Raw genomic sequence first — 24547 nt, 5'->3', positions numbered from 1 at the left:
ATCAGTGGAATCGATCGGGCCGTTCGGCTCAGTCGAGCAAGCGGTCGCCGCGGACAGCGTCGGCCGCGGCGGCCAGATGGTCGGGTAGTACGCGGCCGAAGAGTTGACGGGTGCGCTCCACCGTGCCGATGACGCCCGGCCGGTCGGTGTAGGCGAAAATCGCCGAATGTCGTTGCGTGGCACCGGCGACGGGCGACACGCGGTGCAGCGAGAAGCGGCCCTGGAACAGCTGCAGGTCGCCGGGGCGCAGGTCGAGGCGCTGGATCAACCGCTCGCCGGCGCCGGTGAGCACGGCGCGCACGTCGTCGAGGTGTTCGGCCTGTGGCGTGCGAATGTTGGGGCAGTACTCGAAGATTCCGCCCGACTGCGCGGGCTGGGTCAGCATGCTGACGGTGAATTCGTTGGTGTCGAAGTGCCACGGGTGCGACATGCCGGGGGCAACCACGTTGAGGCACAGGCCCGCCAGCGGGTCGGCGAATTCGTGTAGCTCGGCCAGGCCGAAACAGTCCGCGACGAAACGCTGGAAGCGCGTGTCGGTGTATAGCTGATGGATCAGCGCGTCGCCGGGGATACGATCGCGCGGCACGAACGCGTTGCCGCGGTCCAGCACGATGCGCCCCGGATGGTCTGCTGGCAGTTCGGTATCCAGCGGAATGTTGTAGGCGTTGACCCGCTCGACCTCGTAGTACGCGTGCGGCGCCATCGCCTCGCCCTGCGCCCGCAGCGTTTCGGTCAATTCCGGCCGGATGAAACCGCGCAACACGGTGCAGCCGCTCGCGGCCAATTCCGCCCTGGCGAGTTCTACAGCGGCGCGCCGACCGGCGTCCGCGGAATTCGCGAGGGGATACCGTGCGGTATCAACGATCTCGCCGACGACACCCAACGCTGCCATGGCGACATTCTGGTAGAGCGGACCGCCGACACGCCCGGGATTGGACGAGATTGCCGGTGATCGCGGTCACACCTATCAGCTGCACGCACTCCCGTTGCGGCACAGTAACTCTCGATGGCGCGCGGTCGGGAGTGTCGAACGGCGACCGCTCAGCCGCGCTGCTTCAACGCTTGGACGAGGTCATCGACGGTAAGGCCGACCATGGTGTCGCGGAAGCTGCGCCCCGGCCCGTCCGGCACCGGAATCTCGCACGGGATCACGATCACCGCGCAGCCCGCCGCCTGCGCCGCGCGGGTGCCCGTCGGCGAATCCTCCACGGCCACACAGTCGCGCGGATCGACGCCGAGCAGCTCGGCGGCCCGCAGATACACGTCCGGCTCGGGCTTGCCGCGGGCCACCTCGTCGCCGCAGACCGACACGTCGAAGAAGTCGCGGCCCAGCGTGTCCAAGCCGAACTCGGTGAGCGACCGCTTGGTATTGGTGACGAGCGCCGAGGACAGCCCCGCCTCCCGCACCATCGCGAGCGCGTCCGCGGCACCGGGCCGCCACGGGATGGGACCGGTCATCAACTCGGTCACCCGCCACTCGAGGAACTCCCCCGCCGCGTGCAACGCCTCGGGCGTCGACTCGACGCCGAGCCCCTCGAACACCATCCGCAACGCGTCCGGCCCGGACGCGCCGATCAGCGCGTGCCGCAGCTCGTCGGTCATCTCATGGCCGTGCTCGCGCGCCAGCTCGCGGACGGCGACGTCCCAGAGCTTCTCCGAATCGAGCAGCGTGCCGTCCATGTCCCATAGGACGGCGGATAGTCGGGGGGTCGTGTCCATGGTTCGTTCGCTTCGCTCAGGCATTGACGCCGGAACCGGAGATCAACATCCGTCCATTCTCCGACACCACCTGAATCCAGCGGCTCTCGGACCTGGTCTCGCCGTTCTTCATGCGATAGGTCAGCGAAACGACCGCTCGATTGTCTCCTTGCGTCGTCACGTTGCCGATGCTGACCGAACTGACCGTGCCCCACCAGCTGGCGTACCCGTTGTAGCCACTGCTGCTGGCCTGCGACTGGTAGGACGGCGTCAGCTGGGACCACGCACCGGAGGTGTTGCCCGGCAGCATGCCGTAGTAGCCCTGCACGAACTGGGCGACATTGGCCGCGGTGGGTACGCCGAACGGCGTGGCGGTGATGGTCGTGGCCGGCGGCTTCGTCGACGGCGTAGGTGTCGGGGTCGGCGTGGGCTGCCCCGAGGACGGCGCAGGGGCCGAGCTCGGCGGCGCCGACGATGCGGGGGGCGGCACCTGTGCCGCGGGCTCCTGCTCGCCGGGACCCGCCGCGTTGGGGGCCGACGGCGCAACCTCGGCTACCGACGAGGTGATCGGGTTGGTCGCGGGCGGCGCCGCGGTCTCACCCTTGTCGCGATTGGTGGTGAGGAAGGCGATGAGCCCGATCACGGCCAGCACCGCGACGAACGCGGCGACCGCCATGGCGAGCGAACGGTTGCGCGACGGTCCGGGCCCCGAGCCACCGGGCAGCGTCGAGGACGCACCGCGTGGCGGGAGCGGCGGCTGGGCGGAAACAGACTCGGCGACAGGGGGATTCGTCAGCGCGGCGGTCGCAACCAGCGCCGTGGCGTCGTTCGCGTTCGCGGTGCTGCCCGCGGCGTCTGTGCCCGGCTGCGGGCTCGGTTGCGGCAGCACGGTGGTCGCGTTGTCGCCGCCGGGCGCGGGCAGCGCCTTGGTGAGCGCGGGCGTGCCGAGACTCGGAACCCGGCCCTCCGCAACGGCTTCCAGCGCCTTCTGTGCCTCCCGCATGGTCGGGCGCGCGTCGATGGTCGGGGCGAGCAGTCGCAGCAGGACGGGCCCGAGCGCACCGGCATGCTCGGGGTTCGGTACCTGTCCGCGCGCGACCGCGTGCAGCACGGCAAGGGGATTGTCACCTTCGCCGAACGGCGGCAGGCCCTCCACGGCGGCGTAAAGCGTTGAGCCGAGGGCGAATACGTCGGAGGCGGGTTCCGGGTTCTCGCCGCGCGCCACCTCGGGCGCGAGGTAGGCCGGAGTGCCCGCGAGGAAGCCGGTGGCGGTGACGGTGACGTCACCGACGGCGCGGGAGATGCCGAAGTCGGTGATCTTCACGGTGCCGTCGTCGCCGACGAGCAGGTTCGCCGGCTTCACGTCGCGGTGCATGATGCCCGCGTCGTGCGCGGCGGCCAGCGCGCCGGCCGCCTGCGCGCCGATGCGGGCGACCTCGACCGGCGGCAGGGTGCGCTTGCCGGAGAGCTTGGCCGCGAGGCTCGGGGCGTCCATGTATTCCATCACCAGCCACGGCTGGCCGTCTTCCTCGGCGACGTCGAAGACGGTGATCGCGTGCGGATGGTGCAGCCGGGCCGCGATGCGACCCTCGCGCATGGCGCGCAGCTTGGCCTCCAGTGCCGCGGTACGCGACAATCCGGGCCCGAGAATGAGCTGCTTCACCGCGACCGTGCGGCGCAGGCGGACGTCCGTGCCGCGCCAGACCACGCCCATAGCGCCTGTGCCGATCGGATCCGTGAGTCGATACCGTCCCGCGATCAATCGGTCCGCCGTCATGCTGTTGTGCCTTCCTGCTTACGCGCCGAGCTGGTACTGCAGTGGTGCGTAACGCCGGGAAATCCCCGAAAACGCTACGCGCCGTAGTCCTTTACACCCGTAAGCAGCGATGGCGACGCACCCGCCGACTGCTCCGGATGCAGTTGCAACGCTTCCGACAATGGCATACCCACCCGACACACATCCACCTCACCAAAAGTCCCCGGGTGATACCCCAGGTCAGCGCCCCGCCACGCCGAGACACGAAATCCGCTCGGCGCGTCGGGATTTGCCCAAATCATGGCATACGAGCAGGTAGCCAAGGTCCTTGCGGTACGCGAACAGTGTTCCGTCACACCGTGACCACGATCACTATCCACCGACCGGTCCGATAACCGATTCGGCGGCGACCGCCCGCGCGTTCGACCGCACACCCGCCGTAGCGAGCGCGCGGCTAACGCGACGGCGGTGCCGTCGGAAAAGGTCCGCCAGCGGAACTCAGGCGTTGAAGTACTTCGCCTCGGGATGCAGCAGGACGAAGGCATCGGTGGACTGTTCGGGATGCAGCTGGAGTTCCTCGGACAGCACGACGCCGATGCGGTCGGCCTCGAGCAGGTCGACCAGTTTGGCACGGTCGTCCAAGTCTGGGCAGGCGCCGTAACCGAATGAGTAGCGCGCACCGCGATAGCCGAGTTTGAAGTATTCGAGGACGTCGCTGGGGTCGTCGTCGGCGACCGCGTGCCCGTCCAGGGTCAGCTCCTCGCGGACCCGGCGGTGCCAGTATTCGGCCAGGGCCTCGGTGAGCTGGACGCCGATGCCGTGCACCTCGAGGTAGTCGCGGTAGTTGTCGGCCGCGAAGAGTTCGTTGGCGAAGTCGGCGATCGGCTGGCCCATGGTGACCAGCTGGAAGGGCAGCACGTCCACCTGACCGGTCTGCTCGGCCCGCTCGCGCGACCGGATGAAGTCGGCGATGCACAAGAAGCGATCGCGCTGCTGACGCGGGAAGGTGAACCGATAGCGTTCGGGCGCACCGGGATTCGGTTCGGTGAGCACGATCACGTCGTCGCCCTCGGACACGGCCGGGAAGTACCCGTACACCACCGCGGCATGCTGGAGCACGCCCTCGGTGCTCAGCCGATCGAGCCAGGCGCGGAAGCGCGGCTTGCCCTCGGTCTCCACCAGTTCCTCGTAGCTCGGGCCCTCGCCGCCGCGCTGGCCGCGCAGGCCCCACTGGCCGAGGAACAGCGCACGCTCGTCGAGCAGGCCCGAATACTCGTGCAGCGCCAGGCCTTTCACCACCCGGGTACCCCAGAACGGCGGCGTCGGCACCGGCACGTCGGCGGCCACGTCGGAACGCGCGGGCACCTCGATCGGCACCTCTTCGGCCTTGCGCTGCTCGGCGATGCGCTTGGACCGTTCGTGCCGCGCCTTGCGCTGGGCCGCCTTCTCCCGCTCGGCGATCGCCTCCGGACTGTCCGGGTCGATGCCGCCGCCGCGCTTGCGGGTCATGATGTCGTCCATCAACCGCAGGCCCTCGAAGGCGTCGCGGGCGTAGTGCACATCGCCCTCGTACACCTCGGTCAGGTCGTTCTCGACATAGCCTCGAGTGAGCGCCGCGCCACCGAGGAGCACCGGGAACTGCTCGGCCACGCCCTTGGTGTTGAGCTCCAGCAGGTTCTCCTTCATGATCACCGTCGACTTCACCAGCAGCCCGGACATGCCGATGACGTCGGCCTTCTTGTCCACGGCGGCGTCGAGGATGGTCGCGATGGGCTGCTTGATGCCGAGGTTGACCACCTCGTACCCGTTGTTCGACAGGATGATGTCGACCAGGTTCTTGCCGATGTCGTGCACGTCGCCCTTGACCGTGGCCAGCACGATGCGGCCCTTGCCGCTGTCGTCGGTGGCCTCCATGTGCGGTTCCAGGTAGGCGACCGCGGCCTTCATCACCTCCGCCGACTGCAGCACGAACGGCAGCTGCATCTGGCCGGAGCCGAACAGTTCGCCGACGGTCTTCATGCCGGACAGCAGCGTCTCGTTGATGATCTGCAGCGGCGGCACCTCTTGCATCGCCGCTTCCAGGTCGGCCTCCATGCCGTTGCGCTCGCCGTCGACGATCCGGCGCGCCAACCGCTCGAACAGCGGTAGTGCCGCCATCTCCTCGGCCCGCGAGGCCCGCGACGACGACGTCGACACACCCTCGAACAGGCCCATCAGTACCTGCAGCGGGTCGTAGTCCGCGCCGCGACGGTCGTACACCAGATCCAACGCGACCTTGCGCTGCTCGTCCGGGATGCGCGCCATCGGCAGGATCTTCGACGCGTGCACGATCGCGGAATCCAGTCCGGCCTGGACACATTCGTGCATGAACACCGAATTCAGCACCTGGCGGGCCGCCGGATTCAGGCCGAACGAGATGTTCGACAGGCCCAGGGTGGTCTGCACCGCCGGATGCCTGCTCTTGAGCAACCTGATGGCTTCGATGGTTTCGATGCCGTCCTTGCGCGACTCCTCCTGGCCGGTGCCGAGGGTGAAGGTCAGCGTGTCGATGATGATGTCGCTTTCCAGCACACCCCAGTTGCCGGTGATGTCCGCGATGAGCCGCTCGGCGATCTCCACCTTCTTCGCGGCGGTGCGGGCCTGCCCCTCCTCGTCGATGGTCAGCGCGACCACGGCGGCGCCGTGTTCGGCGACCAGCTGCATGGTCTGCTGGAAGCGGGACTCCGGGCCGTCGCCGTCCTCGTAGTTCACCGAGTTCACCGCGCAGCGGCCGCCGAGATGCTCCAGACCCGCCTTCAGCACGAGGGTTTCGGTGGAGTCGAGCATGATCGGCAGCGTCGAGGAGGTGGCCAGCCGGGCGGCCAGGGCCTCCATGTCCTTGGCGCCGTCGCGGCCGACGTAGTCGACGCACAGATCGAGCATGTGCGCGCCGTCGCGGGTCTGATCCTTGGCGATGTCCAGGCACTTCTGCCAGTCCTCGGCCAGCATCGCGTCGCGGAAAGCCTTGGAGCCGTTGGCATTCGTGCGCTCGCCGATCATCATGACCGACGCTTCCTGCTCGAACGGCACCGCCGTGTACATGCTGGACACGGCGGGCTCGTGCAGCGGGCTGCGGCGCTCGTCGAGCGGCGGCAGCTTCGGCTCGATCTCGCGGACCGCCTCGGTCACCTGCCGGATGTGCTCGGGGGTGGTGCCGCAGCAGCCGCCCACCAGCGCCAGCCCGAACTCGGAGACGAAGCCGCTCAGCGCGACCGCGAGCTCCTCCGGGGTGAGCGGGTATTCGGCGCCGTTCTTACCGAGCACCGGCAGGCCGGCGTTGGGCATCACCGACACCGGGATCTGCGCGTGCCTGGACAGGTGCCGCAGATGCTCGCTCATCTCGGCCGGGCCGGTGGCGCAGTTCAGCCCGATCATGTCGATACCCAGCGGCTCCAGCGCGGTGAGGGCCGCGCCGATCTCGCTGCCGACCAGCATGGTGCCGGTGGTCTCCACGGTCACGTGCGTGATGATCGGAATGCGACGGCCGAGCTTGCGCATCGCGGCGCGACTGCCGGTGACCGCCGCCTTGACCTGCAGCAGGTCCTGACAGGTCTCGATGAGAATCGCGTCGGCCCCACCCTCGAGCATGCCGAGCGCGGATTCGGTGTACGCGTCGCGCAACGCGGTATAAGGGGCATGGCCCAGCGTGGGCAGCTTGGTGCCGGGGCCCATCGAGCCGAGCACATAGCGTGGGGTCCCGTCGGCGGACGGCCCCATCTCGTCGGCCACCTCGCGGGCCAGCCGGGTGCCGCGCTCGGACAGGTCGCGGATGCGGTCCGCGATGTCGTAGTCGGCCAGGTTCGGCAGGTTGCAGCCGAAGGTGTTGGTTTCCACCGCGTCGGCGCCCGCCTCGAAATACGCGCGGTGAATGCTGCGCAGCACGTCGGGGCGGGTGTCGTTGAGGATTTCGTTGCAGCCCTCCAGGCCGAGGAAGTCGTCCAGGGTCAGGTCGGCCGCCTGCAACATCGTGCCCATCGCACCGTCACCGATCACGACGCGGCGGCGCAACGTGTCGAGTAGCGTGGTGTCGAACTCGGCGGGGACAGACGCAGACATGCGTTCAAGCGTAATGGTCGGGTGCGACAGTGCTGCTCGTCGCGTCGCGTGTGGAGGGACACACCTGGCCAACTCCGCTGTCGCCGAACACGCCGGGCCCGGCCCCGGCATACGACACGCCAGTTCCCCGCACACATTAGGCTGACCGAGTGAACCCCAGTGAAACTCCCGATCCGGAACTGCCTACATTGCGGGAACCGGTGCTGGTTGCGGCCTTCGAAGGCTGGAACGACGCGGGCGACGCCGCAAGCGGCGCCGTTGAGCATCTGGAATTGATCTGGGACGCCGAGCCGCTAGCCGAACTCGATTCCGAGGACTACTACGACTATCAGGTCAACCGGCCGACGGTCCGGCAGGTGGACGGCGTGACCAGGGAAATCCAGTGGCCATCCACCATGCTGTCGGTCTGCTCGCCCCCGGGCAGCGACCGCGACATCGTGTTACTGCGCGGCATCGAGCCCAATATGCGCTGGCGCTCGTTCTGCGAGGACCTGCTGGAATTCATCGAACAGCTCGGCGTGCAAACCGTCGTCATCCTCGGCGCACTGCTCGCCGACACCCCGCATACCCGTCCCGTTCCGGTCACCGGCTCCGCCTATAGCAAGGAAGCGGCCGAGCGCTTCAACCTCGAGCAGACCCGTTACGAGGGACCGACCGGCATCACCGGTGTGCTGCAGGACCAGTGTGTGAAGGCGGGCGTGCCCGCGGTGTCGTTCTGGGCCGCGGTGCCGCACTACGTTTCGCAGCCGCCGAACCCCAAGGCCACCATCGCGCTGCTGCACCGGGTCGAGGACGTGCTCGATATCGAAGTGCCGCTCGGCGAACTGCCCACGCAGGCCGAGGAATGGGAGACCGCGGTCAACGAGATGACCGCGGGCGACGACGAGGTCAGCGAGTACGTGCGCTCGCTGGAGGAGCGCGGTGACGCGGCGGTCGACGTGAACGAGGCGATGGCCAAGATCGACGGCGACGCCATCGCGGCCGAGTTCGAGAAGTACCTGCGCAGGCGAGGTCCCGGCAGCTTCGGACTCTGAGCCGCGACAGTTTGCTCGGCGTTCACCAGGGGGTCGCTTATCGGCCGGAAAGTGGCTGCCCCCTATCCTTTTTCCGGTGACCTTTCACCGGATCGTCGCGCACCTTCGTAGTTTCGACGACCGGATCGCCGTCCTCTGCTCGCTAGCTCCCTCGGCGAACGTCATGGCAGCGGACTCGGTGGCGGAAGATTTGCGGCGGGTCACCTACGCGCAGCTGGCGACGCTCGTCGAGGAGTTCGCGGCCGAGCTCGGACCGACCCGGCGACTCGTCGCGCTCGCGGCCCGCAACGACCTCGCCTCGCTCGTCGGGTATCTCGGCGCGCTCAGCGCGGGCTGTGTCGTGCTGCTCACCGCGGCGGTCACCGACGAGTTGGAGCGCACCTATGATCCGGACGTCGTCATCGCGGACGGCAGGCCGGACGTGCGGCGCGAAACTTCGGCACACACTTTGCATCCGGATCTCGCGCTGCTGTTGAGCACCTCGGGTTCCACCGGGTCGCCGAAGCTGGTCCGGTTGTCCTCGGCGAATCTGCTGGCCAATGCCGCCGCGATCGCCGAATACCTGGCCATCGGACCGGACGATCGGGCCTCGACCACGCTGCCGATGTTCTACTGCTACGGACTGTCGGTGGTGCACAGCTATCTGCTGCGCGGCGCAAGTCTGCTGCTCACCGAGCGGTCGGTACTGGACGACGCGTTCTGGGACGAGTTCCGCGCCTGCCGCGCAACATCTTTCGCGGCCGTCCCGTACACCATCGATCTGCTGGATCGAATCGGCTTCTCCGACATGGCGTTACCGGATCTGCGTTACGTCACCCAGGCGGGCGGCAGGCTCGCTCCGGAACGGGTCCGCGAATACGCCCGGCTCGGCGCGGATTCGGGCTGGGACTTCTTCGTCATGTACGGCCAGACCGAGGCCACCGCCCGAATGGCCTATCTGCCACCGGATTTGGCGGCAGAACATCCCGATTGCATCGGCGTGCCGGTCCCCGGCGGTGAGTTCAGTCTGGAACCGATCGAGGATACCGGCGGGCACGAGCGCGGCGTCGATCTCGGCGGGCACGGCAACACCGAAACACCGCACGAGCTCGTCTATCACGGCCCCAACGTCATGCTCGGTTACGCCACCTGCCCCGCCGATCTGGCACTCGGTCGCACGGTAACCGCCTTGCACACCGGCGATCTCGCGCGCCGCACCCCCGAGGGCCTGTATCAGGTGATCGGCAGGCGCAGCCGGTTCGCGAAGATCTTCGGCCTGCGCATCGACCTGCAGCGACTCGAAACCGGGCTCACCGCAGCGGGTTTCACCGTCTGTTGCACCGATGACGACGAGTTACTGGTTGTCGCAGTGGAAAGCCCCGCCACCGACCCGACCGACACCGCGGCCCAACTGGCCGGGCTGCCCATCGCGTCCGTACGGGTCTGTCCCGTCGAGGAATTGCCGCGACTGCCCAGCGGCAAGCCGGATTACCCGGCCGTCCGCACACTGTCCGCGCCCGCGCCGCAGACCCGAGACATCCGCGCGCTCTACGCGACCGCCCTCGGCCTCGACCCGGCGCTGATCCGCCCGGACAGCACCTTCGTCGACCTCGGCGGCAATTCGCTGACCTACGTGACCACCGCGGCCAGGGTGGAACGCGCGCTCGGCAAGCTGCCCACCGACTGGCCGACCATGACGATCGCCGAGCTGGACCGGATCCCGCACGGCGGCAGCCGGTTCGGCCGCACCCTCGACACCGGCACGCTGCTGCGCGCCGCCGCCATCGTGCTGATCGTGAGCTCGCACATCGGTCTGTATGTGCTGTGGGGCGCCGCGCACGTGCTACTCGGGGTCGCCGGATTCAACTTCGCCAGGTTCGCGGTGACCGCCGCGCCGCGTGCCGAACGGTTGCGACACGCGCTGCGCACGGTCGCGCTGATCGCCGTGCCGACCGCCGTCTGGGTAGCCGTCACGTTGCTGTTCACCGACTACTACCGCTGGCAGAACGTGTTGCTGCTCAACAAGATTCTGGGGCCGTTCGACAGCGACACCGCGGGGCACCTCTGGTTCATCGAGGTGCTCGTATATTTCATGGTCGCCGCGGCGCTGCTGACCCGGATTCCACCGGTGGACGCGCTCGAGCGGCGCGAACCGTTCTGGTTCGCCATGGGCCTGCTCGTCATCACTGCGCTGCTGCGCTTTCAGCCGTTCGGGCTCTATCCGGCACCGGACGTGCCGTTCTCGCCGCTGGCCGCCTGGTTCTTCGCCCTCGGCTGGGCCGCCGCGAAGGCGACATCGGGGTGGCAGCGGCTGCTGGTGAGCGCTGTCCTGTTGGCCTGTGTGCCAGGCTATTTCGACGCGCCGGACCGGGAACGACTGGTCATGGCCGGGCTACTGGTGCTGATCTGGCTGCCCGCGATCCGGGTGCCCGCCCTGGTGGCCATGGCCGCAGCGATTCTCGCCGACAGCTCGCTGTTCGCGTATCTCCTGCATTGGCAGGTATATCCGCTGTTCGGGCAACACCATGTTGCGGCGTTGCTCGCCTCGCTGCTGGCCGGTGTGGCCGCGACGAGGATGCTCGCGGAAGTGCGACGGCGGTGCGAAGTGCCTCAGCGCTGGGCGGTGTCCCTGCGGTCGGGGCTGCCGTCGTTTCGCTCAGGTCTCGATGGTCCAGATCTGCGCCGCCGCCTCGCGCGCCAGTTTCGCTAGCAGAATATCCCGCGGGATCGTCTGGCCGGCAAGGTGATCGAGCGACGGAACCACGACGTGGTGCGCGTCCGCTCGCTTGAGCTCCTGGGTCAGCTCGACAAATGCCGCGCCGTCACCGGAAGTCGATTCATGGAACGTTGCGGCGAAGCAGAGCCCCTCTTCGCGGGCGAGGGTGCTCATCGCATCCTCTAGCTCTGCACTGTGGCCGTCGGCCAAATCGTCACGCAAGTATCCATAGATCAACGCTTCCACCCGAACCTCCGTTGGATTGGGTACCGCTGTCCTCATGTGGATCTCCCCATTGTGGGGTACTGCGCCTTGCAAGGACAGATGCAATTGCATCCGGTTGAGACGATACGTGTCCGGCTAACTTTCCGCTCTCATGGTCCAGCATGTACAACGCCAACTTGCGAATGTAGATGTCAACCCAGTGACACCTATATGCCCTATCTCGGCCACCGGGCGTTAACTGGTGCGATACTACTGACGTGGCCGCTGGAGACGATCGACCCGTCTGGGCTGTCCGGATGCGCTCCGAACGCGATGCGCGGGGGTGGTCACAAGCCGATGCCGTCCGCGTGATGCGCGCCAAGTCATCCCACAACCTGCCGACAGACAGTACACTGCTGCGTAACTGGCGCCGCTGGGAATCGGGCGAGTCGCGGCCGGATGATTTTTACGCACCCATCATCTCCGCCGCCTTCGACACTGTCACCGCGGCGTTTTTCCCCAAGGCCAGGCCGAATCGCGACGACGAGGTGCTCTCGGCAACCGGCATGGACACGCTGGAATTCATCGGGCGACTGCGCATGTCGGACGTCTCCCCCGCCACCTTGGACGCCATCCGCATCACCGCGGAACGCCTGTGCTGCGAGTACTCCTACGCCGATCCGCACGAGCTGCACGCCGAGGGAACCGGGTGGTTGCGCCGGATTACCTCGTTGCTGGACGGCCGACTGACTTTGGCGCAGCACCGCGACATCCTGGTTCTCGCGGGATGGGTTGCGCTACTGGTGGGTTGCGTGGATTACGACCTCGGCCGCCAGACCGCCGCGGAAGCGACCCGGCGCGCGGCACTGTCACTGGGACAGGAGGCCGAGAACGCCGAAATCACCGGCTGGAGTGCGGAAATGGCGGCCTGGTTCGCGCTGACCCAGGGCAACTATCGCGGCGCGATCGACGCGGTCGACCAGGTGCTGTCGACCAGTCAAAACCTGGGCGTCGGTGTGCAACTCGCCGCGCAACGGGCCAAGGCCTGGGCGCGTCTCGGTGACCGACACGAGGTCGAAACGGCACTGGACGAGGGTCGAGCAATTTTGCAGCGACTTGATCATCCGATCAACCTGGACAACCATTTCGTGGTCGATCCGCAGAAATTCGACTTCTACGCGATGGACTGCTGTCGCGTCGCGGGCGAGGATCGGATGGCCGAGACCTACGCGAACGAGGTCATCCGCAACTCGACCAGAGCCGACGGCACCGTCCGCAATCCGATGCGGGTGTCCGAGGCGCATCTGACGCTCGCGGTCGTCGCGGTCCGCAATCGCGATCTGGAACTCGCGGTCGATGAGGGACTGCGCGCGTTCGCGGGTAAACGCCGTTCGCTGCCCTCGCTGATGTGGATCGCGGGCGAGACCGCGCGCGAAATCATCGCCCGCTACCCGGGCGATCCGCGCGCCCGCGTGTACCTCGACCAGCTGCGTTCGCTCTCCAGCGAGTGACCGGTACCGAACCGGCACAGCCCGATTCGGCGGCGAACACCCGGCAAACAGGACACGGCCACGCCGAACCGGGCATGTACCCGCTGTCGGCGACCGGCCCGCTACTACCCTGTTCCCGGTGACCGACTCCGTCGACGCCGCCGCGAGCGCCTCCGTCCTGTGGGACGACCGGCTGCGGCTGTTCTCCTTCGCCACCGCCGAGCGCCGCGCGGACTACCTCTGGGTGCTGCGCGCCTTCGACAGCGCGCGGGCCGCCTATGTGGTGTTGCTGCACGCCGATGATGTGGCGGAGTGGATCGAACGCAACGGACACAGCCTGCGCACACCCGACCTGCTCGACCTCGCCGAGTCCGACCCGGCACCTGACGTCGAGGGCCAGCAACATACAGAGGACAAGGAGACCAGTCAGTCTGCTGTGAAACCGCAGACCGATGCGGGTCCGGCCAGCGCGCAGGCTTGGTCGAGCGAACGCGGCACCCGACTGAACGCACCGCACCTCACCGCCGCCGAAATCGGTCCGCTACTCGATCAACTGCACCAATGGGGCGTGCTGGAGCGCAGTTACGACGGAACCCGCGCCGCGACGCTGGCCGAATATCGCAACCGGCACTTCGTCTACCAGTTCTCCCAAGCCGGGTTCCAGGCCTATCGCGCGGTGGCCGGTGTCCTGAATGCCCGGCTCGATGAAGCATCGCTCTCGCGCCTGGTGCTGCCGGAGTTGCTGGCCGACCTGCACACTCTCGCCGCGGCCAATCGCGAGGGCGACGCCGAACGGGTCTACCGCACGCTGCGCCGCCTCGACGCGGCGCTGACGGATATGGCGGCCCGCGCCGCCCATTTCTACCTCTCGCTCGGCGACCTGGTGCGGACCACCGAGATCACCCCGGAATCTTTTCTGGCGCACAAGGACGCGCTGCTCGCGCACATGCGCGAATTCAGCCTGGACCTGGCCAGATTCGTGCCGCGACTGGCGGGCGCGATCGCCGAGATCGAGGAGACCGGCGTCGACGAGCTGATCGAACGCGCCGCAGGCTGCGACGAACGGGTGCTGCTGAGTTTCGCGGAACGGCAGGCGGATTGGCAGGCGCGCTGGGACGGGCTGCGGACCTGGTTCGTCGCGGCGGGCACCGGCGAGCACGCGGGCACCACCGAGGCGGAACGGCTGCGCGAGGCGACCATGAGCGCCATCGCCGCGGTACTCTCGCTGCTGCGGCGCGTCACCGAGACTCGACGCGGCGGCGTGAGCCGCGAGTCGGCACTGCGGCATCTGGCGGGCTGGTTCACCGCCGCACCGACCGCGGACAGCGCGCACGCCCTCTTCGACGCCGTGTTCGGCCTCGGCAGGCCGCGACACCTCGCGATGGAACATCCCGACGCGGATCTCATCCCAGCGCAGCGATCCTGGTGGGAGGCACCGCCCTTGGAGATCTCGCGCACGCTGGCCGAAACCGGGCGGCCGCCCTCGGCCGGCGCGCCGGCCCGAATCCACCGCAACGACGCCGGCATTCGACGGCTGCGCGAGATACAGCTGGACGCGCAACGGGCCCGCGCCGACGCGGCCAAGTCTCTCGCGTCCGCCGACGTGCACAACCGGGTGCTCGACGAACGGGAGACCGAGGTGCTGTTGCGACTGCTCGACGCCGCATCCACCGCGTGGGTGCCGGTGAGCGGCCGCGTCGCCGGGACCACCGGATCCGACAGCGGGGTCACCCTGACCGTCTCGGAACACGACGGTTCGACAGCGGTGCAGACCGCGCACGGACTGCTGCATCTGAACAACCGCAGGCTCGAGGTACGGGAAACCACCAGGACCCGGCCGCGTGGGGGGCGCGCATGATGCACGGACGCAAGATCGATTCCCTTGCGCTGGACAACTATCAGCGCGCCGCCAGGGTCATCCTCGCCAATCACCTGGTGACCAGGACCTATCCGGATCGGATCGCGCTGCCGCTGATCCGTCGGTGGGCCACCGAGTTGCGGGAGGACCTGGCCGAGCTGTTCGGCTACCGGCTGGAGGTCACCGAGACCACCGCGCGGGTGTTCCCGATCATCGACCGGCTGGACGCGGGCAAGCCCGCGCGCACGCCCGCCGACCGGCTCTTCGATCGGCGCAGGTACGCGTACCTGGCGCTGTCGATCGCCGCGCTCGGCCGGGCCGGTGACCAGATCACGTTGTCGGAGTTGGCCGATCAGGTCGCCGCCTACGCGGGCCGGGTCGAGGGCCTGGAGCTGTCCACCGATCGCGCGGCGGACCGGGATGCCTTCGTCGACGCGGTCGGCTGGCTGACCCATCGCGGCGCGCTCACCCTGGCCGACGGCGACGCGGGCGGCTGGGCCAGCGATCCCGAGGCGGGCGAGGCGCTCTACGACATCGACCGGCCGGTGGTGTTCGCGCTGTTCCGGCCGCCGCGGGCGCTGCAGCATCTGCACAGCGTGCGTGGGCTGCTCACCGAAGACGCCGCGGGCGCAACCGGTCCCGCGCACGCGCCGTCCGCGGCCGACCTGGCGCGGCGGGTGCGCCGGACGCTGGTCGAGCGACCGGTGGTGTATCTCGACGACCTCACGCCGGCCGAACGACCGGTGCTCGGGCAGGACCGGATCGTCGCCGATGTCGAAATGTTCACCGGGCTCAAGGCCGAACGCAGGGCGGAAGGGGTCGCGTTGATAGACACCTCCGGGCGGCTGTCCGACATTCGATTCCCGAGCACCGGGACCTTGGCGCAGGTGGGGTTGTTGCTCGCCGGGGAGATCGCGGACCGGGTGCTCGATATCGACAGTCCGGTGGAACGGCGCACGGCCGCACCGGACGCGGGCGAGGCGCTCGCGGCGCAGTTGGACGGTGCGATCCCGGAGTCGACGGTGTTCGCGCCGCTGGCCGACCTGCGGGCGCTCGACGACCTTTCGGCACAGTCGGATTCGGCGTTCGAGGACGATCCGGAAGAATCGGTCGAGACGACGTATCCGTTGATCGACTCGGCGTGGGTGCGCGAGACCGTGCAGGCGCTCGCCGATCGGTACGGCGCCACCTTCGCCGCCCAGTGGCAGGCCGATGTGCCCGGCCTGACCGGCGAGGTGATCGCGCTGCTGGAGCGGCTGCGCCTGGTGCGGGCGGTCGAGGACGGGCTGCTGATCATGCCCGCGCTCGCTCGCTACCGCGGCGCGGTCGTCACGGTACGCACCAAGCGCACCGAGGAACTGTTCGTCACCGCGGCCGACACCTATGGATCGGACAGCACTGGCACGGAAGGGAACTGAGGCGATGTCGCTCATTCACGGCGGAGTGCGGTTCATCCCGACCCGCGCCGGAATCGTCAACCTGTGGGACTACCGCGACCAGGAATTCTGCTTCGCCGACGGCAGATTGGTGCTGCGCGGGCCCAACGGGTCCGGCAAGACCAAGGCACTCGAGGTGCTGTTCCCGTTCGTGCTGGACGGGCGGATCGAGCCACGCAGGCTCAACCCGTTCGCCGGTGAAGAGCGCACGATGAAGTCGAACCTGTTGTACCGCAAGCAGGAATCGGCCTACTCCTACGTCTGGATGGAGTTCGCGCGCGGCGACTGGGACGACGCCGAGGCGGTGACCGTCGGCATCGGCATGCGCGCCACCCGCTCCTCGGACAAGGTGACGCGCTGGTACTTCGTCGCCGACGGCCGAGTCGGCGTGGACTTCTCGCTCATCGGGCCCGACGACCGGCCGTTCACCCGCAAGCAGCTGGCCGAGCAGATCGGCACCGACGCCATCGTGGACCGTCCGGTGGAATACCGAAACGCCATCGACGCCAGGATGTTCGGGCTCGGCACCCAGCGCTACGACCAGCTGATCAACCTGATCCTCACGCTGCGCCGCCCCCAGCTGGCGAAAAACCTGGACCCACGCGGACTTTCGCAGGCGCTCACCGACGGCCTGCGGCCCCTCGACGAACAGCTGATCCTGGACGCGGCCCGCTCCTTCAGCGATATGGAGGAGGTCGGCCGCACCCTGGAGGGTCTGGTGCACGCCGACAGCGCCACCCGTACGTTCGTCGACGTCTACCGCAAATACCTTGCGGTGCAGGCGAAGACGGACGTCGACCAGCTGCGCACCCGGCTCGACGCGGTCACCCACGCCAGCACCGCACTGTTCGCCGCGACCGCGCTGCGCGAACGCCGCGAGGGCGAACGTGCCACCGCGGAAGCGCGCGCCGAGGATGCCGACCGCGCCTACGAGCACGCGCTCGGCGACCGGGAGAACCTGCAGCGCTCCAGCGCCTACGAGGGCAAGCAGCAGCTCGACGATCTCGCCGACGCGGTCCGTCGGCTGGAGACCTCGGCGGGCGTGCACGGCGACAAGGCGCTGAAGGCGCGGCAGACCCTCGATCAGCGGGCGCAGGAGGCCGAGCGCGCGCGCACCGCGGTCCGCACGGCGGCCGCCGCATTGGCCCGCGGCGAGGACGAATTGCGTTCCGCCGCTGAGGAAGCCGGGATCGACTGGACAGCGCTGTCCGAGGGGGCACGCGCCGAACAGCTCACCGCGACGGTGCGCGCGCATGCCGAGGAACGCGACGCCGACGTGCGCGCGGTCCGGCAGGCCATGGGCGTCATGGAGACCGCGGCGGCCGAACGCACCAGGGCCGAACGACTCGCCGAACGCGCCCGCGAGCTGAGCGAGGCGGCGGCCGCCGAGGTCGCGCACGCCGAGGCGGCGGTGGTGCTGGCCCGCACCGAAGCCGCTAGCGCGCTGCGCAGTTGGTGGGACGAGCACCGCGAGGTCTACTCCCCCCTCGGCAACGGACTGTTCGAGGCCCTGGATACCGCGCTCGCACAGGCGGGTTCGGAGGAGGCCACGGTCGCGGAGGTGCTCGCCGAGCGCACCGAGGCGCTGGTCGACGAGATCCGCAACGACCGGCAGGAGGCGCGTGGCCGCGCGGCGACGGCGGGCGAGCAGATCGCCGAGCTGACCGCCGAACGCGACCGCGTCGCCGCGCAAAGCGACGACGCGCCACCGGCTTTCGCCGCACGCGCCCGCGACACCGAGGACCGCCCCGGTGCCCCGCTGTGGCGGCTGGTCCGCTTCGCCGACAACGTGAAGCCACCGGTGGCCGCCGGTATCGAGGCCGCACTGCACGCCGCCGACCTGCTCGACGGGTGGATCTGCGCCGAGCCGCCCGCGAAGTACGATTCGGATCTGTTCCTCGTCCCGCTGCCGGAGAAGGAACGGCCGAAGGGCCGCACCCTCGCCGATATCCTTGTCGTCGAGGAGGATTCGGACGAGCTCACGGTGCCGCGGCAGGCGGTCGCCGACGTGCTCGCCTCCATCGCACTGCACGACGGTAAGGGCGACCCGGCGTCCGGGGTCAGCACGGCGGGCGGTTTCCGTCAGGGCGTGCAGGTCGGCAGGCATCACAAGGCCGACGCCGAATTCATCGGTGCCACCGCTCGGGCCCGCCGCCGTGAGCTGCGGCTGACCGAACTCGCCGCCGCGCTCGAAGCGGCAGGCGAAGCCCAGCGCGGGGCGCAGGACCAGGAGTCCGACGCCACCGCAGAACTCGCGCGAATCTCGGCCGCCGCCAAGGCCTTGCCGCGGGCCACCGCGGTCACCACCGCGCTGCGTGCCGTCGCGGAGACCGCAGGCATGATGCGCTCCCGCTCCGAGGCCGCCACCCAGGCCGAGCGCGACCTCGACCAGGCCGTCGCCGATACCACTGCGGTCGAGAAGAAGCTCCGCGCGGCCGCGACGAAGCACCGGACCCCGCGCGATCCGCGCGAACTCGACGCATTGGCCGCCGCCATCCGGCATTTCGAGAACACCGGCACCGGTCTGCTCCGGTTGCGTACCGAACACGAGCGGGAACGCGAACGCGAACGCGAGGGCACCGACCGGCACGACGAGGCCAAGGATCTGGCCGAGGCGTTCGCCGAGGAGGCCGAGGCGGCCAAGTCCGGCTATCAGGAGCAGCTGCGCAAGCTCGAAACCCTGCGCGAGGCACTGGGCGCCGGTGCCGCCGACATCGATCAGGAACTCGAGAAGGCCCGCGCGAAGATCGAGGCGACCAAGGCCGAGCAGAAGGCGGCGCGCAAGGCCGCCAACGAGGCCATCGAGGCGATCGGCGACGCCGAGGCGGCCTACCGAACCGCGCACGAATCACTGGGCACCGCACTGACCGAGGTGCTCGCCGACGTGAAAGCCCTTGCCCCGTACGCCCGCCCGGATCTGCTTCGCCTGCTCGGCGCGTCGGCCGAGGGCCGCTGGCCGAGCAGCGAGGCCGCCTGGTCCACGCCCGAGCAGCTGCTGTACCGGATCGCCCAGGCGGGACCGGAGGCCGAGCCGCAGGTGCTGCCGGACGAGGTCGCCGAACTCTTCGAAAGCCTCACCACCGCAACGTCTTCGGTGCGGGCCAGCGAGGCGAACCGCAAGTCCACCCGCAGCGCGGTGACCGCGGCACTACAGGAATTCGATGCCGCACTGTCCGGGTCCGGCCGCGACTACCGGCTGCAGTGGGACGCCGCCGACGGGCTGACCGTGGTGCAGGTGCAGGACGACGACGGCATGTCCGCGCTCGCCGACTTCGCGGCCCGCATCGACGGCGCCCGCAAGGATCAGGAGTTGCTGCTCACCGACGCCGAGCGGCGCATCCTGGAGGACGCGCTGCTGACCGGGCTGGCCCAGCAGATCTACGAACGCACCAGCGACGCACGCGATCTCATCGCCAGGATGGGCGCGGAGATGAAGCAGCGCCGGATGTCGTCCGGCAACACCATCGGCGTGCACTGGGTGCTGGCCGACACCCTCTCCGATCCGGCGCGGGCCATGTGCAAGCTACTCGACCGGGACGCCTCGGCCCTCGGCGCGGACGAACTCGCCACCATCCGTGCGCATTTCGCCTCCGAGATCCGCGCGGCCCGCGCCGCGCACCCGGAGCGCTCCTACCCCGAGATCCTCGCGGCCACCCTGGATTACCGCACCTGGCGGGTGTTCTCGTTCACCCTCATCTCCGCCGACGGCAGCGAGGACAAGCTCACCGTGGCCAGGCACAGCGCGCTCTCCGGCGGCGAGCAGTCGGTCTCGCTGCACCTGCCGCTGTTCGCCGCCGCGCACGTCATGCTGGACTCCGCCGACCCGCAGGCCCCGCGCCTGCTCGCGCTCGACGAGGCGTTCGCCGGTGTCGACGACAATGGCCGCAGCGAATTGCTCGGCCTCAGCGTGCAATTCGACCTCGACCTGTTCATGACCGGCTACGACCTCTGGATCACCTACGCCCACGTCCCCGGCTGCGCCCACTACGATCTCGCGCACTCCGCCGCCGAGAACACCGTCAGCGCAACGCTGCTGGTCTGGGACAGCGGCGACCTGCTCGCCGAACACGACGGCACCGACCTCACCGCCGCCCTCGGCTCCCCCAACCGCCGCCGCGTGCACAACACCATCGAAGGCGCCATCGAACTGACCCCCATCAGCTAAACGCGGATGCCGAGCAGGGCGTATCACTCAACCTCTTGGCCAACCAGCGCTTGGCCGTGCCACCTCCGACCGGGCTCGAGCGGCCACGCCCCGCCTTCGACCGTTGAGGTACCGGTTCGCCGGAAATAGCGACTGACCGGCGATGAATTGTTAGAGGGGGTTGTGCGTGTCCCCGCGTCGGTACAGTGACGTCTGCTCGGCGGAACCGTCCTGTTGGCGGTCGGTTCGGGTGTAGCCGTGGTAGCGGCTCGTCCAGCGATGGAACTGGAGGTTGCCGGAGATCATGTGCTCCAACTCCAGCAGGTACCGCCGCACATCGTGGTCGAGGTCGGCGGACAGTGCACCCCTGGCAGTGACGAATTTCTGTTCGGTCGCCATCGCCAGGGCTGCCGCGTGGTCGAGGCTTTCTTGCAGCGACAGGTTTTCGCGGTCCATGAGGAGGAAGATGCAGTTCATGTCTTCCCCGGCCTCGAGTTCCTTGGGGAACGAGAAGATGTCGTTGACCAGGATCCAGTGGTCGATGACCAGATCGTGGAGCTGCCGGAGATCGCCCGCTTCGGTCGCGCGTTCGTCGAGGTCGATGCCCAACCCCCACTCGGTCATCGGCTTCAGCCACTCCCCGTAGACGTTCGTGCGGCGGAACCGCAGGTAGCTGTCCATATCGGTGAAGCTGGCCGAAACCCCGCCCGTCAGTTCCCGCAGGCTCGATTCGATGACGTCGACCAGGGCTCGGAGCATGCGGTCGATCACTGCCGGAGAGGAGGGACCGCCGTAGTGCGACACCGCGGCGGCCAGTGCCCGGGTGCGCCGATTCTCCTCGTACGGTTCGCCCCGCAGCAGCGCGACGTAGGACCGCTTCAGCGCCTCCGCTTCGCCCGGCACCTGATGGATACGCGGGTCGGCGAACGAGTCGTCCACCAGGGACGTGGCCAGCATCCAGGTCATGAACCCGAAGAACCGCTCCTCGACGATGTGCGGGAAACACAAGGCTCCCCAGTAGGGGTGGCTCTGGCCGAGGAAGTTGTCGGTGCGGCGGCTGTCGCCCTCGCACTCCTCGAAGTAGTCCAGCAGGAACGGGCGGAACCGCGCGTTCACCGCAGCGACTGTGCTGTCGTAGCGAGGATGAACCTCGCTCCGAAAACCGCTGACAATCCTAGGGATTACGTAACGCACGTCAGCAGCGATGGCGCGGTGCGAGGCGGGAATGTCGGTCATGAGGTCCTCACTCGAGCAGGGACATGCCGGGTGGTGACACGCATACGCAGCGTTCTCGGGCGCAATATCGAGGACAGGGCTGCACTGGTGTCTTGGCCGGGTACGGCGTGCAGTTCCCATCTGGCAGCAATGGTGGCCAGCGCCAGGCAGGCTTCGGTGACGGCGAAGGTGTCACCGATGCATTTGCGGGCACCGTCGGCGAAGGGGATCAGGGCGCTGCGTTGCGCTGGGGTCGCGACGGCGGGGTCCCACCGGTCGGGGTCGAAACGATCGGGATCCGGGTAGAGATCGGCGCGATGATGCAAAAGATAGGGGCTGTAAGCCACGATCGTCCCCTTCGCCAGCCGATGCCCACCGAGCTCGGTGTCCTCGGTGACAGTGCGGGTGGCGAGCCAGAACGGTGACCGCACGCGCAAGGTTTCGGTAATGATTCGGCCGGTGAGCGGCAGGTGTGGCAGGTCGTCGTAGCGTGCGGGTCGCCCGGCCAGGACGGTATCGAGTTCGACGCGCAGCCGCGCGGCAAGGTCGGGATGTTCGTCGAGCAGGTACAGCGCCCACTGCAGGGCGCTGGCGGTGGTTTCGGTGCCTGCCACGAACAGGGTGAGGATTTGGTCGACGATCTCGTTGTCGCTCAGTCCGCCGCCGTCGGTGTCGCGAGCGTCGACCACTGCCGAGAGCAGGTCCGCGGGATGAACGTCCGCGGTGCGGCGCTCGGTGATGACCGCCCCGATGACGGCACGTAATCGGGTTATCGCCGGCCAGTACGCGCGGTTGCCCAGGATCGGCAAGCGCAGCAGCGAGGCAGGCATGATCGCCCGCCGCATCACGCCGTCGACGACCGTATCGACGTCGCGAAAGATCCGATGCAGACTCGACTCTGGCACCGAATGGGCGAACAACGTCGCGGTGGTCACCTGCAAGGTGAGCGTTTTCATCTGTGCTCGGACATCCACGATCTGCCCGTCGTGCCAGGATTCGGCGATCTCGATGATCCGCTGGCTCATAACCGACGCGTACTCCGCGATGCGAGACGGGTGAAACGCGGGCTGCATCAGGCGCCGCAACCGACGATGCCTCGAGTGCGGACAGGTCCCCAGGCCATCGCCTATCGCCTCCCTGGCGCGATCGAACACCGGCCCGCCTTTGTCGAAGACGCGATCGTGCCGCAGGACCTGCTGTGTCAGCTGCGGGTCACAGACCATGACCGCCGTGATCGGCCCCATGCCTATGCGAACCAGGTCACCGGAAGCCGGCAGCGATGCCACAAATCCAGCCGGATCACGCAGCATCGAAACAAGATGCCCCAGCAGTGGAAGTCTGTGCGGCGCGGTCGCAATTGATGAAGTCAAGACTCCTCCAGGCATCGTCGCACTCGAGACAACAGGATGTTGGGAACATCCAGGCACACAGCAGCTTTGGCATCGTAGCTCCGGGTCGGCCGAGTCACTGCCGGAATGAAAGATCAGCTACCGCGCCCGCACTGACCGCGACTGCTTACCGGGGCCCGTGACCGAGGCCGAGGAGGGCGGCGACTATCTGGCCGGTGGAGTCGAGCATGGCCGAGAAGATGTCCTGGGGGATGAGTTTTCCGTTGCACCAGAGGACGTTGCAATTCGATGGGGCGTATGGGCCTACGCCGAAGAGGATTTGGGCGGTGTGTTCCGGGTCTACCCAGAAGGCGAGGTCGTCGAGGTTGCTGATGACGGGGCCGAAGTTGTCGCCGTAGCGGTAGGGGTTGTCGAAGGGTTCGGCGGGGACGTCGGTGACCGCGGCGACGACGCGGCGCAGGAATTCCTTGTTGTCCGGGTTGGATTCGGCGGCCAGGGAGGTCTGGACGTTGCCGGTATCGATCCCGCCGGGCACGCCGAGGCGGACGATTACCATGTCGCGGCTGGGGATCACGACGTTGAACTGGCCGAGTGCGCCGACGAAGGCGTACAGGTCGCGGGGTGCGCCGGGGAACATCGGGTGGTCGAAGACCTTGGCGGTAGGCACGGTCGCGGTCTTGTAGGAGTTACCGGCGTTGAGCCAGAACAGGAATCCGTAGCCGCCGTTGGCGTCGGTGGGCTGACGCGCCTGCCTGAGGTAGTCGGGATCGATGAGTTGGTTGTCGCCCCAACGCCCTTCGTGCAGCATCAGCAGGCCGAACCGAGCCAGGTCATCGGCCCGCATCGCGAGACCACCGTTGACGGCGGTGTTTCCGCTGCGGTCGCGCAGCCAGACCCACTGGTCGCGGGCAATGCCCAACGGCTGCATGACTTCTCGCTGGACGAAATCCTGGAAGTCCATCCGCGTGGTGATTTCCACGATCTTCGGCAGCAGTGCCAGCACGGCCTGCGCGTACTGGAAGGTGGTCCCCGGATCGAAGGCCAGCGGGGTTTCCAGTGTCTGCAACACTTCGTCGGTGGCGATGCCCGCGATATCGGCGGCCCAGGTAAAGCGCAGGCCGGTGGTCTGATTCAGCACTTGGCGCACGGTGAGCGCGGCATGAGCGGCATCGGCCTGCGGGAAGAACTTGCCGAGCGGATCGTCCAGCCCGAAGTAGCCGAGGGTGATCGCGCGGCCCACCGCGATCGACGCGACGCCCTTCGACGAGCTGGCCAGCGGCATCGGCAGGTTGCCCGTGCCGGTGCGGTCACCGATCAGGCAGCCGTGCCGGTACACCTGAATCGCGTACGCGCCCTTGGCTGTTCCGAAATCGATCGCATCGGTCAGTGCGGCGGAATCGATTCCGGCGGCGGCCGGATCGGCGCGCTGAACCGCCTGGCCCGCAGCAGGTTCGGCACACTCGACGCCGGGTTCTGCAGCAGCATTGGGGCAGACCAACGAGAAAGTGACCAGGGCGGTGACACCGAGCCCACCTGCCCACGCACGACGGAATTTCATACTCGACCCATTTCT

The 24547-nt window shown here is 68.2% G+C and carries 14 protein-coding genes; 6 read left to right on the top strand and 8 right to left on the bottom strand.

The window, feature by feature from the left end; all coding sequences use genetic code 11:
• Window positions 1-28 precede the first annotated feature (28 nt).
• From ABZ942_RS33700 to metH, 4 genes are all read right to left on the bottom strand, one after another.
• Window positions 29-892, bottom strand: a complete 864-nt coding sequence (locus ABZ942_RS33700) for an arpA protein (protein WP_357389235.1) — start codon at window positions 890-892, stop codon at window positions 29-31.
• A 149-nt stretch (window positions 893-1041) separates the two neighbouring features.
• Entirely contained in the window at window positions 1042-1719 is a 678-nt protein-coding gene (locus ABZ942_RS33695; protein ID WP_357389233.1) for an HAD family phosphatase, read from the bottom strand.
• Window positions 1720-1735: 16 nt separating this feature from the next.
• Window positions 1736-3475, bottom strand: a complete 1740-nt coding sequence (locus ABZ942_RS33690) for a protein kinase (protein WP_357389231.1) — start codon at window positions 3473-3475, stop codon at window positions 1736-1738.
• Between the two features lie 477 nt (window positions 3476-3952).
• Window positions 3953-7549, bottom strand: coding sequence for a methionine synthase (gene metH, locus ABZ942_RS33685; protein WP_357389229.1), 3597 nt, complete (start codon window positions 7547-7549; stop codon window positions 3953-3955).
• Window positions 7550-7698: 149 nt separating this feature from the next.
• On the opposite strand from metH, the gene ABZ942_RS33680 reads away from it, so the two are divergent.
• A complete protein-coding gene (locus ABZ942_RS33680) occupies window positions 7699-8583 on the top strand; it encodes a PAC2 family protein (RefSeq protein WP_107657725.1) in 885 nt (294 codons plus the stop codon).
• 76 nt (window positions 8584-8659) lie between these two features.
• Window positions 8660-11272 carry an AMP-binding protein gene (locus ABZ942_RS33675; protein ID WP_357389227.1) on the top strand — a complete coding sequence of 871 codons (2613 nt, stop codon included), beginning with the start codon at window positions 8660-8662 and terminating at the stop codon, window positions 11270-11272.
• Here ABZ942_RS33675 and ABZ942_RS33670 read toward each other — a convergent pair.
• On the bottom strand, window positions 11219-11524 hold the full coding sequence (locus ABZ942_RS33670) for a hypothetical protein (RefSeq protein ID WP_357389225.1): 306 nt from the start codon (window positions 11522-11524) through the stop codon (window positions 11219-11221). The genes ABZ942_RS33675 and ABZ942_RS33670 overlap by 54 nt on opposite strands.
• Before the next feature lie 236 nt (window positions 11525-11760).
• Here ABZ942_RS33670 and ABZ942_RS33665 point away from each other — a divergent pair, with 236 nt between their 5' ends.
• The 4 genes from ABZ942_RS33665 to ABZ942_RS33650 all read left to right on the top strand — a co-directional run bounded on the left by ABZ942_RS33665 (window position 11761) and on the right by ABZ942_RS33650 (window position 20431).
• Window positions 11761-12993: an XRE family transcriptional regulator gene (locus tag ABZ942_RS33665; protein ID WP_357389223.1), complete on the top strand. Its 1233-nt coding sequence runs from the start codon at window positions 11761-11763 to the stop codon at window positions 12991-12993.
• 118 nt (window positions 12994-13111) lie between these two features.
• Window positions 13112-14830 (top strand): TIGR02677 family protein, encoded by a 1719-nt coding sequence (locus tag ABZ942_RS33660; RefSeq protein ID WP_357389221.1) that lies wholly within the window; start codon window positions 13112-13114, stop codon window positions 14828-14830.
• On the top strand, window positions 14830-16248 hold the full coding sequence (locus tag ABZ942_RS33655) for a TIGR02678 family protein (RefSeq protein WP_357389860.1): 1419 nt from the start codon (window positions 14830-14832) through the stop codon (window positions 16246-16248). The genes ABZ942_RS33660 and ABZ942_RS33655 overlap by 1 nt, the downstream gene beginning before the upstream one ends.
• Before the next feature lie 4 nt (window positions 16249-16252).
• Window positions 16253-20431 (top strand): TIGR02680 family protein, encoded by a 4179-nt coding sequence (locus tag ABZ942_RS33650; RefSeq protein ID WP_357389219.1) that lies wholly within the window; start codon window positions 16253-16255, stop codon window positions 20429-20431.
• Window positions 20432-20581: 150 nt separating this feature from the next.
• Here the strand turns inward: ABZ942_RS33650 and ABZ942_RS33645 are convergent, their stop codons facing one another.
• The 3 genes from ABZ942_RS33645 to ABZ942_RS33635 form a co-directional block, all read right to left on the bottom strand.
• Complete coding sequence (locus ABZ942_RS33645) at window positions 20582-21526, bottom strand: hypothetical protein (RefSeq protein WP_357389217.1); 945 nt, start codon at window positions 21524-21526, stop codon at window positions 20582-20584.
• 116 nt (window positions 21527-21642) lie between these two features.
• Entirely contained in the window at window positions 21643-23010 is a 1368-nt protein-coding gene (locus tag ABZ942_RS33640; protein WP_357389216.1) for a cytochrome P450, read from the bottom strand.
• 130 nt (window positions 23011-23140) lie between these two features.
• Complete coding sequence (locus ABZ942_RS33635; protein WP_357389214.1) at window positions 23141-24532, bottom strand: serine hydrolase; 1392 nt, start codon at window positions 24530-24532, stop codon at window positions 23141-23143.
• Window positions 24533-24547 lie beyond the last annotated feature (15 nt).

This window comes from Nocardia sp. NPDC046473 (genome assembly GCF_040645995.1).
Classification (GTDB): domain Bacteria; phylum Actinomycetota; class Actinomycetes; order Mycobacteriales; family Mycobacteriaceae; genus Nocardia.
This window is presented reverse-complemented; position numbering and strand designations above follow the sequence as displayed.

Excerpts from the sequence above, each read along its gene's own strand:
- ABZ942_RS33635 (WP_357389214.1), bottom strand. The coding sequence starts at position 24,532 with ATGAAATTCCGTCGTGCGTGGGCAGGTGGGCTCGGTGTCACCGCCCTG.
- ABZ942_RS33640 (WP_357389216.1), bottom strand. The coding sequence starts at position 23,010 with ATGCCTGGAGGAGTCTTGACTTCATCAATTGCGACCGCGCCGCACAGA.
- metH (WP_357389229.1), bottom strand. The coding sequence starts at position 7,549 with ATGTCTGCGTCTGTCCCCGCCGAGTTCGACACCACGCTACTCGACACG.
- ABZ942_RS33690 (WP_357389231.1), bottom strand. The coding sequence starts at position 3,475 with ATGACGGCGGACCGATTGATCGCGGGACGGTATCGACTCACGGATCCG.
- ABZ942_RS33700 (WP_357389235.1), bottom strand. The coding sequence starts at position 892 with ATGGCAGCGTTGGGTGTCGTCGGCGAGATCGTTGATACCGCACGGTAT.
- ABZ942_RS33650 (WP_357389219.1), top strand. The coding sequence starts at position 16,253 with ATGTCGCTCATTCACGGCGGAGTGCGGTTCATCCCGACCCGCGCCGGA.
- ABZ942_RS33655 (WP_357389860.1), top strand. The coding sequence starts at position 14,830 with ATGCACGGACGCAAGATCGATTCCCTTGCGCTGGACAACTATCAGCGC.
- ABZ942_RS33695 (WP_357389233.1), bottom strand. The coding sequence starts at position 1,719 with ATGGACACGACCCCCCGACTATCCGCCGTCCTATGGGACATGGACGGC.